17 protein-coding genes are annotated in these 17,561 nt (G+C 60.1%); 7 read left to right on the top strand and 10 right to left on the bottom strand.

All coding sequences use genetic code 11. The features are described 5' to 3' along the window. Positions 1-25: 25 nt before the first annotated feature. The 5 genes from ACYZTW_RS29540 to ACYZTW_RS29520 all read left to right on the top strand — a co-directional run bounded on the left by ACYZTW_RS29540 (position 26) and on the right by ACYZTW_RS29520 (position 4,338). A complete protein-coding gene (locus ACYZTW_RS29540; RefSeq protein ID WP_462002852.1) occupies positions 26-1,183 on the top strand; it encodes a D-alanyl-D-alanine carboxypeptidase family protein in 1,158 nt (385 codons plus the stop codon). A gap of 80 nt (positions 1,184-1,263) precedes the next feature. Then, entirely contained in the window at positions 1,264-1,539 is a 276-nt protein-coding gene (locus tag ACYZTW_RS29535) for a DUF493 domain-containing protein (protein WP_008152827.1), read from the top strand. After that, on the top strand, positions 1,539-2,186 hold the full coding sequence (gene lipB, locus ACYZTW_RS29530) for a lipoyl(octanoyl) transferase LipB (protein ID WP_462002851.1): 648 nt from the start codon (positions 1,539-1,541) through the stop codon (positions 2,184-2,186). The genes ACYZTW_RS29535 and lipB overlap by 1 nt, the downstream gene beginning before the upstream one ends. Position 2,187: 1 nt before the next feature. Continuing rightward, the gene (gene lipA, locus ACYZTW_RS29525; RefSeq protein ID WP_059402097.1) at positions 2,188-3,210 is read left to right on the top strand and encodes a lipoyl synthase; all 1,023 of its coding nucleotides are present in this window, start codon (positions 2,188-2,190) and stop codon (positions 3,208-3,210) included. Positions 3,211-3,387: 177 nt separating this feature from the next. Then, positions 3,388-4,338, top strand: coding sequence for a S66 peptidase family protein (locus ACYZTW_RS29520; protein ID WP_462002850.1), 951 nt, complete (start codon positions 3,388-3,390; stop codon positions 4,336-4,338). Positions 4,339-4,429: 91 nt separating this feature from the next. Here the strand turns inward: ACYZTW_RS29520 and ACYZTW_RS29515 are convergent, their stop codons facing one another. From ACYZTW_RS29515 to leuS, 5 genes are all read right to left on the bottom strand, one after another. Continuing rightward, on the bottom strand, positions 4,430-5,752 hold the full coding sequence (locus ACYZTW_RS29515; RefSeq protein WP_462002849.1) for a lytic murein transglycosylase: 1,323 nt from the start codon (positions 5,750-5,752) through the stop codon (positions 4,430-4,432). Positions 5,753-5,814: 62 nt separating this feature from the next. Continuing rightward, complete coding sequence (arfA, locus tag ACYZTW_RS29510; RefSeq protein ID WP_056744572.1) at positions 5,815-5,979, bottom strand: alternative ribosome rescue factor ArfA; 165 nt, start codon at positions 5,977-5,979, stop codon at positions 5,815-5,817. A gap of 201 nt (positions 5,980-6,180) precedes the next feature. Next, positions 6,181-7,218: a DNA polymerase III subunit delta gene (gene holA / locus ACYZTW_RS29505; RefSeq protein ID WP_449645726.1), complete on the bottom strand. Its 1,038-nt coding sequence runs from the start codon at positions 7,216-7,218 to the stop codon at positions 6,181-6,183. A gap of 39 nt (positions 7,219-7,257) precedes the next feature. After that, positions 7,258-7,863, bottom strand: a complete 606-nt coding sequence (locus ACYZTW_RS29500; protein ID WP_462002848.1) for an LPS-assembly lipoprotein LptE — start codon at positions 7,861-7,863, stop codon at positions 7,258-7,260. Between the two features lie 88 nt (positions 7,864-7,951). Further along, positions 7,952-10,558: a leucine--tRNA ligase gene (gene leuS, locus ACYZTW_RS29495; RefSeq protein ID WP_462002847.1), complete on the bottom strand. Its 2,607-nt coding sequence runs from the start codon at positions 10,556-10,558 to the stop codon at positions 7,952-7,954. A gap of 279 nt (positions 10,559-10,837) precedes the next feature. Between leuS and ACYZTW_RS29490 the strand changes: the two genes are divergently transcribed. Continuing rightward, entirely contained in the window at positions 10,838-11,158 is a 321-nt protein-coding gene (locus ACYZTW_RS29490) for a hypothetical protein (RefSeq protein WP_462002846.1), read from the top strand. Positions 11,159-11,266: 108 nt separating this feature from the next. Beyond that, entirely contained in the window at positions 11,267-12,028 is a 762-nt protein-coding gene (locus ACYZTW_RS29485; RefSeq protein WP_462002845.1) for a YdcF family protein, read from the top strand. Between the two features lie 113 nt (positions 12,029-12,141). On the opposite strand, the gene lnt is transcribed toward ACYZTW_RS29485, so the two are convergent. The 5 genes from lnt to miaB all read right to left on the bottom strand — a co-directional run bounded on the left by lnt (position 12,142) and on the right by miaB (position 17,561). Beyond that, on the bottom strand, positions 12,142-13,665 hold the full coding sequence (gene lnt / locus ACYZTW_RS29480; protein WP_462002844.1) for an apolipoprotein N-acyltransferase: 1,524 nt from the start codon (positions 13,663-13,665) through the stop codon (positions 12,142-12,144). 14 nt (positions 13,666-13,679) lie between these two features. Beyond that, positions 13,680-14,519, bottom strand: a complete 840-nt coding sequence (locus ACYZTW_RS29475; RefSeq protein ID WP_008152854.1) for an HlyC/CorC family transporter — start codon at positions 14,517-14,519, stop codon at positions 13,680-13,682. Positions 14,520-14,524: 5 nt separating this feature from the next. Next, positions 14,525-15,019: an rRNA maturation RNase YbeY gene (ybeY, locus tag ACYZTW_RS29470; protein ID WP_462002843.1), complete on the bottom strand. Its 495-nt coding sequence runs from the start codon at positions 15,017-15,019 to the stop codon at positions 14,525-14,527. Continuing rightward, a complete protein-coding gene (locus ACYZTW_RS29465) occupies positions 15,012-16,028 on the bottom strand; it encodes a PhoH family protein (protein WP_462002842.1) in 1,017 nt (338 codons plus the stop codon). Before ACYZTW_RS29465 ends, ybeY begins: the two co-directional genes overlap by 8 nt. Before the next feature lie 204 nt (positions 16,029-16,232). Beyond that, positions 16,233-17,561 (bottom strand): tRNA (N6-isopentenyl adenosine(37)-C2)-methylthiotransferase MiaB, encoded by a 1,329-nt coding sequence (gene miaB, locus ACYZTW_RS29460; protein ID WP_462002841.1) that lies wholly within the window; start codon positions 17,559-17,561, stop codon positions 16,233-16,235.

The raw sequence follows: 17,561 nt of genomic DNA, 5'->3' as shown, positions 1-17,561 counted from the left end.
TTCCATTAGCGATTTCGAGAGACGGATGAACATCACCACCTTTGCCAAACGCCTGTGTCTGCTAGTCCCGCTGCTCCTCTCGCCTGCCGCTTTCGCGGTCGAGATGATGCCGTCGCCACCGCAACTGGCCGCCAAAGCCTACGTACTCATGGACGCCAGCAGCGGCAACGTGCTGGTAGAGAACAACGGTGATCAGCGTCTGCCTCCGGCCAGCCTGACCAAGCTGATGACCGCGTACATCGCGACCCTGGAAATCCGTCGTGGCCAGATCGGCGAAAACGATCCGGTGACCGTCAGCGAAAACGCCTGGCGTACCGGCGGTTCGCGGATGTTCATCAAGGTCGGCTCGCAGGTGACTGTCAGCGACCTGCTGCACGGCATCATCATTCAGTCGGGTAACGACGCCAGCGTTGCGCTCTCCGAGCACATCGCCGGCAGCGAAGACGCCTTCGCTGACATGATGAACAAAACCGTGGCCGACCTTGGTATGACCAATAGCCACTTCCTGAACCCGACCGGTCTGCCGAACCCTGAGCACTACTCGTCGGCTCACGACATGGCGGTGTTGGCTCGCGCGATCATCCACGAAGACCCGGCTCACTACGCGATCTACTCGCAGAAAGAGTTCTTCTGGAATGGCATCAAGCAACCTAACCGTAACCTGCTGCTGTGGCGCGACAAGACGGTTGACGGCCTGAAAACCGGCCACACCGACGAAGCCGGCTATTGCATGGTGTCTTCGGCTGTACGTGATGGCATGCGCCTGATCGCCGTGGTGTTCGGTACCAACAGCGAAGTGGCTCGCGCCTCTGAAACCCAGAAGCTGCTGACTTACGGTTTCCGCTTCTTCGAAACCCAGACGTTCTATCAGAAAGGCGCCGAGCTGGCTCAGGCTCCTGTCTGGAAAGGCACCACCAATCAAGTCAAGGCCGGCCTGGCTGAAGACCTGACCATGACCCTGCCAAAAGGCCAGCTGAAAAAGCTCGCCGCCAGCATGACCATGAACCCGCAACTGGTTGCGCCAATCGCCAAGGGCGACGTAATCGGTAAAGTCGAAGTGAAGCTGGACGACAAAGTCGTGCACAGCGCTGATCTGATCGCTCTGGACGCGGTCGACGAGGGTGGTATCTTCCGCCGCATGTGGGATAGCATCCGTCTATTCTTCTACGGCTTGTTCAACTGAATTAGTGTGGACCTGCATGGCCCTGTTCCAATCCGGAACGGGGCCATGTCCGTTGCCACGGCTTACGAGGCCGTTACGCCATGACAGACACCGAAGTAAAGGCGCCAAAAATCGAATTCCCCTGCGCGGATTACCCTATTAAGGTAATCGGCGACACCGGCGTGGGTTTCAAGGACAAGATCATCGCAATCCTTGAGAAACACGCGACCGTTGACCACAAGACCCTGGCCGAGCGCCAGAGTACCAACGGCAAGTACACGACCATCCAGTTGCACATCATCGCCACCGGTCAAGAACAGCTGTACGACATCAACAGCGAGTTGCGGGCTACCGGTTTCGTGCATATGGTGCTGTGATGTCCGCCGCGGTGGGTTTTCGCGAGCTCGGCCAGATGGCTTACGAGCCGGTCTGGCATGCCATGCAACGCTTCACCAACGAACGCGGCAGCGATGCCGCGGACGAGATCTGGCTGGTCGAGCACCCACCGGTGTTCACCCAGGGGCAGGCCGGCAAGGCCGAGCACGTGTTGCTCCCGGGGGATATTCCGGTGGTAAAGGTTGATCGCGGTGGTCAGGTGACTTATCACGGTCCCGGCCAATTGGTGGCTTACCTGTTGCTTGATGTGCGCAAGCTGGGTTTCGGCGTGCGTGACCTGGTCAGCCGCATGGAACAATGCCTGATCGAGTTGCTGGCCAGCTACGGCGTGACCGCAGTGGCCAAGCCGGATGCACCGGGTGTCTACGTCAATGGGGCGAAAATCGCTTCTCTGGGTTTGCGGATCCGCCACGGCTGCTCCTTTCATGGCCTGGCCCTGAACGTGGACATGAACCTGGAACCGTTTCAACGGATTAATCCCTGCGGCTACGCCGGGCTGGCGATGACCCAGCTAAGCGATCACGCAGGATCGATTGAATTTGCCGAGGTAAGTGCCCGGCTGCGCGCGCAGCTCGTCAAACACCTCGACTATGCTGAGCAGACGACCCTAACGGGCGGAATCGACTGATATGACTACTGATGCAGTGCAAACCATGATCCCGACGCTGGATGTCACCGAGCGTCCGGCCCCGCGTGCCAAGGTTGAAGCCGGCGTCAAGCTGCGCGGCGCCGAGAAGGTTGCACGTATCCCGGTGAAGATCATTCCGACCACCGAACTGCCGAAGAAGCCTGACTGGATTCGCGTGCGCATCCCGGTTTCCCCGGAAGTCGACCGCATCAAGGCCCTGCTGCGCAAACACAAGCTGCACAGTGTCTGCGAAGAGGCGTCCTGCCCGAACCTGGGCGAATGCTTCTCCGGCGGCACCGCGACCTTCATGATCATGGGTGACATCTGCACCCGTCGCTGCCCGTTCTGCGACGTTGGTCACGGTCGTCCGAAGCCACTGGACGTCAACGAGCCGGAAAGCCTGGCCATCGCCATCGCCGACCTGAAACTCAAGTACGTAGTGATCACCTCGGTTGACCGCGACGACCTGCGTGATGGCGGTGCCCAGCACTTTGCCGATTGCATCCGTGAGATCCGCAAACTGTCGCCGAACGTGCAACTTGAAACCCTGGTCCCGGATTACCGTGGCCGTATGGACGTAGCGCTGGAAATCACCGCTGCCGAGCCGCCGGATGTGTTCAACCACAACCTGGAAACCGTGCCGCGCCTGTACAAGGCTGCGCGTCCGGGCTCGGATTACCAGTGGTCGCTGACCCTGCTGCAACGCTTCAAGCAGATGATGCCGCACATTCCAACCAAATCCGGCCTGATGCTGGGCCTGGGCGAAACCGACGAAGAAGTCATCGAAGTCATGAAGCGCATGCGCGAACACGACATCGACATGCTGACCCTTGGCCAGTACCTGCAACCATCCCGCAGCCACTTGCCGGTGCAGCGTTTTGTGCACCCGGACGTGTTCGCCTGGTTTGCCGAGGAAGGTTACAAGATGGGCTTCAAGAACGTCGCTTCCGGCCCGCTGGTACGTTCCTCGTACCACGCCGACGAGCAGGCGAAACTGGTCAAGGCCGAGCTGATGTCGTCCTGATCAGCTGCCAGTAAAAAAGGCGCCCGCAATGCTTATCCGGCCTTGCGGGCATTTTTTTTGCCTTGCCCACGGCAATGACCGTCTTTTCCTGCAACTTGCGGGGCGACTGACCCTCTTCTGTTTGTCCCCGTTCCTGACTACTGTGTGCTTGACACTTTCACGCAGGGAGATTCATGGATGACCGTTCGACCGACTCACACACTTTGTCCGCACGCACCCGTTCCGGCCTTGCCGTCAGAAGGGCTGATTGGCGTCATCGCGCCCGCCGGTCCCGCAGCGCTGGATACCGATAAGGCCATCGCCTGGATGCGCGCTCGCGGATATTCACTGCGGGTTTTCCCCGGCGTGTACGAGAAAGATGATTACCTGGCCGGCAGTGATGATGTGCGGCTCAATGACCTGCACGCAGCGTTCGCCGACAGTGAGGTCGACGCCATCATTTGCTTGCGTGGGGGTTACGGTACGCCGCGCTTGCTCGATCGCATCGACTTTGAACTGCTGCGCAATAATGCCAAGCCGTTCATCGGCTACAGCGACATCACCGCGCTGCACTTGGCGATCAGCCGTTATGCGGGCTTCGTGACCTTTCATGGCCCGATGCTCAACGCTGACTTGCTGGGTGACAAGCAAAAACCTACCGAGTCTTCGTTCTTCAACATGCTCAGAGGACAGGTGAAGACGGGCAGCGTGCTGGCGCATCCGGTGGCCTACCCGTTGACCACCATCGAGCCTGGCATCGCTCACGGGCGTTTGCTGGGGGGCAATCTGTCGATAATCGCCGCGACCATGGGCACACCGTATGAGATGGATGCCGAGGGCGTCATCCTGTTCATCGAGGACATTAACGAGCCGCTGTATCGCATCGACCGGCTGCTGACCCATCTGCGTCTGGCCGGCACGCTGCATAAGCTGCGCGGGGTTCTGGTGGGGGATGTGGCGGGGGTTGATAGGGTTGCGTTGGAGCGCTTGCTCAAGCAGACCTTCGAGCCGTTGCGGATACCGGTGTTGTCCGGGTGGCGCAGCGGGCATTGCGATCCGAACCTGACATTGCCGATGGGCGCGCTGGTGAGGCTGGATGCGGGGAACAAGGAATTGGTGTTGGAGCAGGATGTGGTGGTCAGACGCTAGATAGTGGTCGCCTGTTAGTCAGTCTTCGCGAGCAGGCTCGCTCCCACAGGGTTAACGAAAACTTGTGGGAGCGAGCCTGCTCGCGATGCTTTTAGCGGTTACGCAGGCCTTCGAGCAGCTTGTGCGTCGGATACCCATCCGCCGGCCAGCCAAACGACTGCTGGGCGCTGCGGATCGCCTTGCGAGTGTTGGCGCCGATAATGCCGTCGGCGTTGCCCGCGTCATAGTTCTGCGCGCTCAGCAAGCTTTGCAGTTCGATCCGCTCGGTACGGCTCAGCGGCAAATCATCTTTGGGCCACGTGCCGCTGATGAAGCCTGAACCGTTGAAACGCTCGGACAACAGGCTTACGGCCAAGGCGTAGGACGACGAGTTGTTGTACTTGAGGATTGCGCGGAAGTTGTCGAAGACGAGGAACGCCGGGCCGCGATAACCGGCCGGCAGCAGCAGGGCGGCTGACAGGTGTTCTGAGCCCGGCGGAACCTGGCCGCCAGTGGGCAGGGTGACGCCCAGTTGCAGCCATTCAGCGACGCTCTTGCGAATCGTGCCATCGGCCAGGACGTAGTTGAAACTGCCCGGCAGCTGCACTTCAAAGCCCCATGGCTGGCCTTTCTGCCAGCCTGAACTTTGCAGGTAGTGCGCCGTCGAGGCCAGGGCATCGGCCGGGCTGCCCCAGATGTCGCGGCGGCCGTCGCCGTCGAAATCCACTGCATGGGTGTTGTAGGTGGTCGGGATGAACTGGGTCTGCCCCATGGCGCCCGCCCACGAACCGAGCATTTTTTCAGGTTCGATATCACCCTGTTGCAGGATCTGCAGCGCGGCGATCAGTTGCGCATGGGCGAAACCAGGACGCCGGCCCTCATAGGCCAAGGTCGCCAGAGAGTTGATCACCGACTTGTTGCCTTGGAATTGACCGAAGTTACTTTCCATGCCCCACACCGAGACAAGTGCCTGACGGTCGACGCCGTAGCGCTGTTCGATGCTTTGCAGGATGTCGGCGTACTGGCTGACCAGCGCCTGACCTTTGCGTACCCGCAGCGGCGAAAGGGCGCCGTCGAGGTATTCCCACACCGGGCGGGAAAATTCCGGCTGACTGCGGTCGGCGTTGATCACGCTGGTGTCGAGGCTGACATTGGCGAAGGCGCGGTCGAACAGATCGGCGCGGATACCGGCGGCCAGAGCGTCCTTGCGGAAACCCGCCTGCCATTCGGCGAAGGTCTGGGTGGGCTGGATGTCGAGGTTTTCACCGGTCGGCACCACGGGCGGAATGACCGCAGGGGCTGTCGCGACGGGGAGGGTCTGAAGCGGTTGGGCGTCGGCGGCGGTCGGTTTTTCCGCGCAGGCGACTAGCAAAACGAGGCTGGAGGCAGCGATCAGTTGGCGCAGGTGCCAACGACGGGAAATACAAAGGGGCATGCACGGGTCCAGGGAGTACGAATCAGGTGCAGACCTTAACATGTTGAGCGAGCGCTTGCCTTTCAGGCCGCCAGAAAGTAAGAAGCCTCCCAGCTATTAGACTGGAAGGCTTCGCGGCGGTAGCTGCCTTTGCCCTTGCCGGCTGGTTCCTGACGGCTGCGGAACAGTGGCTGGGCGATGATGGATTTGGCCTTGTTGGGGCCATGCTTCGATGGCTTTTTGCTCATGATCAGATCTCTCGATTGAGTGGGTTTTGCGGGGGGAAATAATCTGCCGAAGTTGGGGGGCTGTCTAGAGGGGAAATTCAGATTTGATTTGTAGGAAGCAAGATCAAAAGATCGCAGCCTCGTTTCACTCGACAGCTCCTACATTGGAATGCGTCCCCCTGTAGGAGCTGTCGAGTGAAACGAGGCTGCGATCTTTTGATCTTATTCAGCGGGCAACGACAATCTCTGCCCGGCCATCAACAACGACAATCGACTGAGGCTCATCCACGGTGAACCCGCCGCCTGGCCTTTGATCTGTGCGTCGATGCGCTGCGCTTCCAGCAATAGCTGCGCCCAGCGTTGCGCCGAATAGCGTTGCAGGGCTTTGCTCATCAGCGGTTTGCGTTTGTCCCAGACCGGCGGTCGGGCAGAGCTGAAGGCTTTGTCCAGCGGCACACCCTGACTGTACTGCAGCGACAGGTTGGCCAGCAGGCGCAGCTCCCGGGCCAGCGCCCAGAGAATCACTGGCGGTTCGACGCCTTCACCGCGCAGCCCTTCGAGCATACGCAGGGCATGAGCCGCTTCGCCGTTGAGAATCGCATCGGTCAGGCCAAAGACATCGAAGCGCGCACTGTCGGCCACCGCCGCTTGCACGGTTTCAACGGTGATCTGACCGCCTTCGGCCATCAGCTTGAGCTTTTCGATTTCCTGGGCGGCGGCCAGCAGGTTGCCCTCGACCCGTGCGGCGATCAGTTCGACGGCGTCCTGGCTGGCGGAAAGCCCGGCCTGGGACAAACGTTGACGGATCCAGCTCGGTAACTGGTTGGCCTCTACCGGCCAGATTTGCACGAACTGGGTCTGCTGGCCTTCGACCAGCGCCTTGCCCCACTTGGTTTTCTGCGCACTGCCATCCAGCTTGGGCAGGCTGATCAGCAACACCGTGTCTTCGGCCGGTCGCGAGCAATACTCGATGAACGCGGCCGCGCCTTTGTCACCGGGTTTTCCGGACGGCAGACGCAGTTCCAGCAGGCGCTTTTCGGCGAACAGCGACATGCTCGCGCCGGCTTGCAGCAACGTACCCCAGTCGAAACTGGCGTCGGCGGCGAAGACCTGGCGTTCGTCGAAGCCCTGTTGGCGGGCAGCGGCACGAATGGCGTCGGCGGCTTCCTGACACAGCAGTGGGTCATCGCCACTGATGATGTAGACCGGCGCGAGAGCGCCTTGCAGGTGTTTGGCGAGTTGGGCGGGGGCGAGTTTCATAGGCGAGGGCGAACGGGGCGCCTGAGCGCCCCGTAAGTCTTACTGCTGCGGCAGTTGGATTGGCGACTGACGCGGAGTGTTCGCTTCAGCCTTCTGCGCCGCCTCCAGGGCCGCGGCTTCAGCCTTGGCACGGGCTTCGGCAGTCTGTTGCAGCTGGTCCAGCTGGGTCGGCGTGAGCTGTTGTAGGCGTAGCATCATGCGCTGAACCAGTTCGCGACGCATTTCGATGCGGGCATCGTTGGCTTCCTGATCGGAACCCACCAGGTTGTTGCCGTCGTGAATGAAGACTTTCTGCACTTCGAGCTTGTCGGTCATCAACGGCAGGTTGCCCTGGCCACGGATATCGTAGTTCAGCACCGTAGTCACCTGATACTCGCCAGTGCGACCGGCACCCGCATAGCTGAGGATGCGCTGGCTTTCCTGCTCATCGGTCAGCACCAGTTTGTAGGGGGCACCGGTGTAAACCTTGACGCCGCTGCTTTCGAGTACCTGGCGCAGTTGAGTCACGGTTTGGCCGTAGGCGTCGCGGGCGCTCAGGTCGAGTTCCTTGATCGCCAGTTCGGTGGTGCCGGTGCCACGCAGCTGGAAACCGCAGGCGCTCAGCAGAACGGCGAGGCCCATCACCAGCAAATTGCGTTTGATCATCTTGTTGCTCCCCTTGAAACCATGTGGGCCGATCTTGCGGCCCGAAAGGTTTTACTCGGCGCCAGGCATGACCTGGCGCCTGATCCAATTAGCTGGCGACGATATTGACCAGTTTCCCGGGCACTACGATCACTTTACGAATGGTCAGACCGTCGACAAAGCGCAGCACGTTCTCGTTGGCCCGTGCGGCGGCTTCGACTTCTTCGCGGCTGGCGCTGGCGGGCATTTCGATATGGCCGCGCAGCTTGCCGTTGACCTGAATCACCAGTTGCAGGCTGTCTTGTACCAGAGCGCTTTCGTCCAGTACCGGCCAAGCGGCGTCGATCACCGGGTCAGCGTGACCCAGTTGATTCCACAGCTCGTGGCTGATGTGCGGCGTGATCGGAGCCAGCAGCAGAGTTACGGTTTCCAGACCTTCTTGAACCAGCGCGCGATCCTGTCCGGTGCCTTGCGGGGCTTTTTCCAGCACATTCATCAGCGTCATCACCTGAGCGATGGCGGTGTTGAATTTGTGGTTCAGGCCGACGTCGTGGCTGGCCTGCTTGATGGCCTGGTGGATCGAACGGCGAATGACTTTCTGTTCGTCATTCAGGCTGGTGACGTCCAGTTTGCCCGGCAGGCCCTGAGTGACGTGGGCTTGAGCCAGGCGCCAGACACGCTTGAGGAAGCGGTGCGAACCTTCTACTCCGGAGTCGGACCATTCCGCGCTCATGTCAGGTGGCGAGGCGAACATCATAAACAGGCGGCAGGTGTCTGCGCCGAACTGGTCAATCATCGACTGTGGGTCAACGCCGTTGTTCTTTGACTTGGCCATCTTCTCGGTGCCACCGATTTCCACCGGCAGGCCGTCTGCGATCAGCTTGGCGCTAATGACCTTGGCCTTGCTGTCGCGTTCGAGTTCGACGTCCGCCGGGTTGAACCAGGTGTAGGCACCGTTGGCTTCGCGACGATAGTAGGTCTCGGCGATCACCATGCCTTGGGTCAGCAGGTTCTTGAACGGCTCGTTGGAGCTCACCAGGCCTTCGTCACGCATCAGCTTGTGGAAGAAGCGCGCGTACAGGAGGTGAAGAATGGCGTGTTCGATACCGCCGATGTACTGATCAACCGGCAACCAGTGGTCGGCCGCCGATTTTTCCACCAGACCACCTTCATAGTGAGGCGAGGCGTAACGGGCGTAGTACCACGAGGACTCGACGAAGGTGTCCATGGTGTCGGTTTCACGCTTGGCAGGCTGGCCGCATTTCGGGCAGATGCACTCGTAGAACTCGGGCATGCGTGCCAGTGGCGAGCCCGCACCGTCCGGTACGACGTCTTCCGGCAGTACGACAGGCAGTTGATCTTCCGGGACTGGCACATCACCGCAGGTGTCGCAGTGGATGATCGGGATCGGGCAGCCCCAGTAGCGCTGGCGGCTGATGCCCCAGTCGCGCAGGCGGAACTGGGTGCGAGAGGCGCCGAGGTTCTTCTTGATCAGCGCGACTTCGATGGCGTCAAAGGCGCCTTCGAAGTCCAGGCCGTCGAACTCGCCGGAATTGATCAGCGTGCCGTGCTCGCCGTAAGCATCCTGCCAAGGCGCCGGGTTAATGTCACCGGAACTGGTGCGCACCACCGACTTGATCGGCAGGTTGTATTTGGTGGCGAACTCGAAATCACGTTCGTCGTGCGCCGGGACGGCCATGACCGCGCCATCGCCGTAGTGCATCAGCACGTAGTTGGCGACCCACACCGGGAGTTTTTCACCGGTCAGCGGATGCTCCACGAACAGCGAAGTGCGCAGGCCTTTTTTCTCTTGAGTGGCGACGTCGGCTTCGGCGACGCTGCCGCCCTTGCATTCAGCGATGAACGCTTGCAGCTCAGGGTTGTTCTGCGCGGCCAGGGTCGCCAAATGGTGCTCGGCGGCTACAGCAACGTAGGTCGCGCCCATCAGGGTGTCTGGACGGGTGGTGAAGACTTTTAGTGCGCCGGCTTCGCCAATGGAATCGACGTTGTACGGGAACTGCACTTCCATCCCGCGGGACTTGCCGATCCAGTTGCGCTGCATGGTCTTGACCTGTTCAGGCCAGCCCGTCAGGTCGTCGAGACTCGACAGCAGCTCATCCGCGTAAGCGGTGATCTTGAAGTAGTACATCGGGATTTCGCGCTTTTCGATCAGCGCGCCGGAACGCCAGCCGCGACCGTCGATCACTTGCTCGTTGGCCAGGACGGTCTGGTCGACCGGGTCCCAGTTCACGGTGCCGCTTTTCTTGTAAATCACGCCTTTTTCGAACAGGCGAGTGAACAGCCATTGTTCCCAGCGGTAGTAATCAGGCTTGCAGGTGGTGACTTCGCGGGACCAGTCCACCGCCAGGCCCAGGCTGCGCAGCTGGGTTTTCATGTAGGCGATGTTTTCGTAGGTCCACTTGGCGGGCGCTACGTTGTTCTTCATCGCGGCGTTTTCCGCCGGCATGCCAAAGGCGTCCCAACCCATGGGTTGCAGGACGTTCTTGCCTTGCATGCGCTGGTAGCGGGAGATCACGTCGCCGATGGTGTAGTTGCGCACGTGCCCCATGTGTAGCTTGCCGCTGGGGTAAGGGAACATCGACAGGCAGTAGAAAGTCTCCTTGCCTGGCTGTTCACTGACTTCAAAGGACTTTTGCTCGTCCCAGAACGACTGGGCGGCGGCTTCGATTTCACGGGGCTGATATTGTTCGTGCATGGCTACTTTTGAACTGAATAGGGGTGGCCTAATCCTCTTCAATGCAACGCTGGACGGTGATCACGCCAAATCGGCGGTTCGGTGCCCAGGCGAGCTGGAAGTGGAGTTACAGGAAGCGCCGTAGCATACATGACCGCACTCTACCGAGGGAAACCCTGATTACTGCTGCGGGCCTCCCAAAAACCGCTGCGAGGGCCGTTGGTCGCAGCGCTCAGCCGGTTTGTTCATGGAAGCTAAGCTCTAAATGGGGAGTAAGTCTTATCTTCAATGAGGTGATGGATGGTTGAGTCACGGCAAAAAGTTACAAAACCGGAGCTGTACGAAAGACTGATCGATCGTCTGGGAATGGCCCTGGACGCGGCAAAAACCGCTGGCCGGTTACGCGATGAGCGTCCGCTGGAACTGGAATTGCGTGGCTTGAGTCCCGCAGAGTTTGCACTGGTCAAAGCGTATCTCGATCGCAGTGAACGTGAGACACACGGATGCTTGTCAGAAGCAGTGAAGCAACTCGACGCACCACGTTCGGCCAAGATCATCTGGCTCAAGGACAAGGCTCCCGGCAGAGACGCGGTAAAGGTCCGGTCTCTGCAATTCAAGTAAGGGCACTTGAAGCCATGACGTATGGTTTTTTGAAGCATAGTCCTTCCGTATTTGTTGTCGCATTGCGTCAACCCACTTAGGCTTCGGGCATCTTTTTGGAGATGCTCGATGCCTTTTCGCTATTTCGTTAAACAACTACTGCTGCCGCCCGGCATTCTTTTGCTGTTGTTGGTGCTTGCCTGGTGGTTGCGTCGCTCAAGACCGCGCCTTGCCGGAGTGTGCTTTGCGCTGGGCGTGGGCGGTTTCTGGCTGATGAGCTTGCCGGTGGTGGTGCAGTGGGGCGCCAAGGCGCTGGAGCGTGAAGCGCCGCTGGCTCGCGACGAATGGGCAACACTGCGTCAGCGCGCCGATGCGATCGTGGTGCTCGGTTCGGGGCGTGAGCGGGGTGATCCGGCATGGGGCGCTGACCAGCCAACGGGCGTGGGCCTGGAACGCGAGCGCTATGCTGCGCGGCTGGCCAAGGCCTCCGGTTTGCCGATTCTGACCAGCGGAGGCCTGCATTACGGCACGCCGCCGACCGAAGCGAAGTTGATGGCGGACTCGTTGCGCGATGATTTCGGCATGGCGGTGCGCTGGCAAGAAGGGCGCAGCCGCACGACCTGGGAGAACGCGCAGTTCAGCGCCGAGGTGTTGTTGCCGGAAGGGATCAAGCGCGTGGTCGTCGTGACTCAGGCCTGGCACATGCCACGAGCGCTCTGGAGTTTCAAAAAGGCAGGATTTGAAGTGGTGCCAGCGCCGGTCGGTTTTTTAGGCGTGGACAACGCCCGGCCATTGGGTGGCTGGATACCGGAATTTAAATCGATCTGGCAGAGCGGGCAGTTGTTGAATGAAGCGGTGGGGCAGGTCGGGTATTCGATGTTTTACCGCTGAAGATCAAAAGATCGCAGCCTCGTTTCACTCGACAGCTCCTACAGGGAATTGCGTACTCTGTAGGAGCTGTCGAGTGAAACGAGGCTGCGATCTTTTTGCAGGCGCCGCGATACCTAAACGGTTTTTGCCATCCGGCTAGCCACCAACGCCCAGCCAAACAGCAGCACGCAAACAATGATCAGCGGCCAAGAGCGCCATTCCAGATAAGGCGTCAGGTTGTGCATTGGCACCACTTCGCCGTACAGAATGCCGCGTTCGAACTGCGGGATCTGCACGGTGATCTGGCCGAACGGGTTGATCAAACCGGTTACGCCATTGTTGGTGGCGCGGATCATCCAGCGACCGGCCTCAAGCGCGCGCATCTGCGCCATTTGCAAGTGTTGCAACGGGCCGATGGACGTCCCGAACCAGGTGTCATTGCTGATGGTTAGCAGCAGATCGCTACGCGCTGCAAGGCTGGCGGCGAATTCCGGGTAAACCACTTCGTAGCAGATAAACGGCGCAATCTGATAACCCTTGGCCTGCAGCATCGGCTGATCGGCCGGGCCACGGGCAAAGTCCGACATCGGCAGGTCGAAGAAGGCGATCAGTCCGCGCAGTACGTCCTGCAACGGAACGTATTCGCCAAACGGCACCAGCTTCTGTTTGAGGTAAGTGCCGTCTCCTTCACCCACGACGGTGATGCCGTTGAAGAAACGCTTCTGGTGATGGACTTCCTCGCGAATCGGTACGCCGGTAATCAGCGCGGACTTACGCTCTGCAGCGAAGCTTCCCATCATGTTCAGGTAGCCCTCGGCGGACTCCTTGAGCACCGGGATGGCCGTTTCCGGCCAGATCAGCAGGTCGACGCGTTTCGAGCTGAAGCTCATGTCGCGGTACAGCGCCAGCTGCGCGTTGAGCTGCGCCGGGTCCCACTTCATGCTCTGTTCGATGTTGCCCTGAATCGCCGCGACACTCAGCGGTGCGCCCGCCGGGCTGGTCCAGGCATGCTCCTTGAGCGCCACGCCGGCCACCCAAGGGCCGACCAGCAGCAACACACCAGCGGCGATGAAACCTTTGCGGCCCGTGCGCACCAGGCGCAACGCGTTGTAGAGCAGCGCGGCCGTCAGGGCCAGGGTGAAGGAGATCAGCCACATTCCGCCGAGTGGTGCGAGCCCGGCCAACGGACCGTTGAGCTGGCTGTAGCCGGAATAAAGCCAGGGAAAACCGGTCAGGAACCAGCCGCGAAAGGCTTCCTGACCGACCCACAACGCCGCAAACGCCAAGGCGTCTGCCAGCGGTGCTTCGTTACGGCGCAGCCAGCGCGCCCAGATCCAGGCGGGCAGGGCGAAGAACCAGGCAATCGCCGCCGTGAAGATCAGCATCAGGAAACCGGCCAGCAGTACCGAAGCGCCGCCGAAGTGGTGAATGCTGTAGTAGATCCAACTGGTACCGGCGCCAAACAGACCGAACCCGAAACACCAGCCACGGCCAAGCGCCTGGCGGGGGTTCAGTTCGCGTAAGCCGGCATAGAAGAAACCGACCGCCAGCAACGCCAACGGCCAGATATCGAACGGCGCCAGGGCCAGGGTGGTGATTGCACCGGCCGCCACGGCCAGCAGGTTACCGGGCCAGCCGGGGCGGGTCATACGCTGCATTTCAGTCCTTAGAATTACCGGGCAATAGGCGTCAGGCGAAGCAGGTGAATCCGACGGCTGTCAGCGTTCAAAATGCGGAAGCGATAAGGGCCGATTTCAGTGATTTCGTTGCGTTTTGGCAGGTGCCCGAACGCGCTCATCACCAGACCGCCGACGGTGTCGAATTCGTCATCGGAGAATTGGCTGTCGAAGAATTCGTTGAAGTTTTCGATCGGCGTCAGGGCCTTGATCAGGAAGTCACCGCTGGGCAGCGGCTTGATGTAGCTGTCTTCTTCGACGTCATGCTCATCTTCGATGTCGCCGACGATTTGTTCCAGCACGTCTTCGATGGTCACCAGGCCGGCCACACCGCCGTATTCGTCGATGACGATGGCCATGTGGTTGTGGTTGGCGCGAAACTCGCGCAGCAGCACATTCAGACGCTTGGACTCGGGCACGAAAGTGGCCGGGCGCAGCAGGTCCTTGATGTTGAAGCTGTCGCCGTTCTCCTTGAGGATCAACGGCAGCAAATCCTTGGCCAGCAGCACGCCCATCACGTCATCATGGCTTTCGCCAATCACCGGGTAGCGGGAGTGGGCCGAGTCGACCACGGCGGGCAAAAACTCGCGGGGTGTCTGGGTCGCCTTGATGCTGATCATCTGCGAGCGCGGGACCATTATGTCCCGTACTTGCAGGTCAGCGACCTGGATGGCGCCTTCGACGATGGCCAGCGCTTCGCTGTCCAGCAACTTGTTTTGGTGTGCGTCGCGCAGCAGTTCCAGCAGCTCCTGGCGGTTCTTCGGCTCGTGGGCAAAAGCCTGGGTGAGCTTACCCAGCCATGACTTTTGCCCGTTGCTCGATCGATCTTCGCTCATAGCGATTACTCTGAATCCTTTGTTGTAACGATAGGGGATGCGTCTGTTTCGTCGTCCGCATAAGGGTCGGGATAGCCCAACTCTGCAAGCAACGTTCGTTCCAGTGCTTCCATTTCTTCGGCTTCATCGTCATCTATATGGTCGTAACCCAGCAGATGCAAGCAGCCGTGAATGACCAGATGCGCCCAATGGGCCTTGAGTGCCTTGCCTTGTTCGGCGGCTTCGCGCTCGACCACCGCCACGCAGATCACCAGATCGCCCAGCAGCGGGATGTCGAGAAACTCGTCGGGCACATCGGCAGGAAACGACAAGACGTTAGTGGCGTAATCCTTTTGCCGCCAGGTGTGGTTCAGCTCGCGACCTTCCTCTTCATCGACCAAACGGATGGTCATTTCGGAGTCGGCTGTGCGCTGGCGCAGCGCCAGTTCGCACCATTGGCGGAACTCGGCTTCGCTTGGGGCAGGCGCTTCGGTAGCCAGTTGCAGATCAAGCTCAAGCATCGTGGCGAGTGTCCTTGGACGAGAACTTCGCCGGTTCGTCGGCCACGCGATTCTCGAAGCGCTCGTAGGCTTCGACGATGCGCTGCACCAATGGATGGCGCACGACGTCTTTGGGCATGAAATGGGTGAAGCTGATTCCCGGCACGTCTTTTAGCACTTCGATCACATGGTGCAGCCCGGACTTGGTGCCTTTCGGCAGGTCGACCTGGGTGATGTCACCGGTGATGACTGCTGTGGAGCCGAAGCCGATCCGGGTCAGGAACATCTTCATCTGCTCGACGGTGGTGTTCTGGCTTTCGTCGAGGATGATGAAACTGTTGTTCAAGGTGCGACCGCGCATGTAGGCCAGCGGCGCAACTTCGATCACCTGACGCTCGATCAGCTTGGCGACGTGTTCGAAGCCGAGCATTTCATAGAGTGCGTCGTAGAGCGGGCGCAGGTACGGGTCGATTTTCTGCGACAGGTCGCCGGGCAGGAAGCCAAGCTTTTCGCCCGCTTCAACCGCCGGGCGCACCAACAGGATGCGGCGAATCTGCTCGCGTTCCAGCGCGTCTACCGCGCAGGCAACGGCCAGATAGGTCTTGCCGGTACCGGCCGGGCCGATGCCGAAGTTGATGTCGTTACCGAGGATTTCCTTCACGTAGCGCAACTGATTCAAGCCGCGAGGGCGAATCATGCCTTTTTTGGTGCGCAGGGCGACGGAAGGTTCGGAGGGGGAGACGTTGTCCAGCTCTTCGACGGCCGATTCCTGCAGGAACAGGTGAACCATGTCCGGCGACAGCTCGGTACCCTTGGTTTCCCGGTACAGGCGGCGCAGGAGGTTTTCCGCGGAGGTGGTGTGTTTGGGCTCGCCGATCAGTTCGAACTGGTTTCCGCGGTTGCGGATCTCGATGGTCAGGCGCTGTTCGATCAAGCGCAGATGCTCGTCGAATTGCCCGCACAGATTGGCGAAGCGGCGAGCTTCAAAAGGCTCGAGGATAAAACGATGTGGTTCTATGGGTGCGTTCAAGGTCGTATTTAGCCGCCCTGGGGCAATTAAGATGAAATCAAGGATAACGCCAGTGGCCTGGGTGCGAAAGCTCTTAAATAAAGCAACGTCCAACACCGGACCTGTGGGAGCGAGCCTGCTCGCGAAGAGGGAGTGTCAGTCGAGATTAATGTAGCTGATACACCGCCTTCGCGAGCAGGCTCGCTCCCACAGGGGAATGCGCTGTCACTGGATCAACGAGCCCCGCAGCGAGTGTGGCTGAGCGGCATCAATGTGCACATCGGCGAACTGACCAATCAAGGTTGGATTGTCGCAGCGGAAATTGACGATGCGGTTATTCTCGGTCCGGCCTTGCAGTTCGCCGGGGTCCTTTTTCGAATAATCGGTCACCAGGATCTGCTGGGTCGAACCGACCATTTGTCGACTGATCTCGAAGCCTTGCTGGTTCAGGCGATGTTGCAGGGCGTTCAGGCGTTCTTTTTTCAGCTCTTCCGGCGTTTCGTCGGCCAGATCGGCAGCCGGAGTACCCGGACGCTGGCTATAGACGAACGAGTAGGAGAAGTCGAAACCGACGTCTTCGATCAGCTTCATGGTCTGTTCGAAGTCTTTCTCTGTCTCACCCGGGAAGCCAACGATGAAGTCCGAGCTGATGCAAATCCCCGGCACGGCAGCGCGTAACTTGCGCAGTTTTGATTTGTATTCCAGTGCGGTGTGGTTTCGCTTCATCGCCGCCAGGATTCGGTCCGAACCCGATTGCACGGGCAAGTGCAGGTGTTTGACCAGTTCCGGCACGTCGGCGTGGGCCTGGATCAGGCTATCGGAGAACTCCAGCGGGTGTGAGGTGGTGTAGCGGATGCGGTCGATGCCATCGACGGCGGCCACCACTCGGATCAACTCGGCGAGATCCGCCAGGCGCCCATCGTGAGTGGTGCCGCGATAACCGTTGACATTCTGCCCCAGCAGGGTCACTTCGCGCACGCCGTTTTCAGCCAGGTGGATGATCTCGGCGATCACGTCATCGAAGGGGCGGCTGACTTCTTCACCGCGGGTGTAAGGCACCACGCAGAAGGTGCAGTACTTGCTGCAGCCTTCCATGACCGACACGTAGGCGCTTGGCCCATCGATGCGCGGCTCGGGCAAGTGGTCGAACTTTTCGATTTCCGGGAACGAGACGTCGACTTGCGGCAGTTTGGTAGCGCGCGCGGCGTCGATCATTTCCGGCAGGCGGTGCAGGGTCTGCGGGCCGAAGACCACGTCCACATATGGGGCACGGTCGCGAATTGCCGCGCCTTCCTGACTGGCCACGCAGCCGCCGACGGCGATGACCATGTCCGGGTTTGCCAGTTTCAGTTCGCGCCAGCGGCCGAGTTGGGAGTACACACGGTCCTGGGCGCGCTCGCGGATCGAGCAGGTGTTGAGCAGGATCACGTCGGCATCTTCAGCGCGAGCGGTGACTTCCAGGGCCTGATGTTCACCCAGCAAATCGACCATGCGCGAGCTGTCGTACTCGTTCATCTGGCAACCGTGGGTTTCGATGTAAAGCTTCTTGGCCAT

This window comes from Pseudomonas sp. LB3P25 (assembly GCF_054897985.1).
Note: the sequence above shows the minus strand (reverse complement) of the source record. Positions and strands in the feature narration are given on the sequence as shown.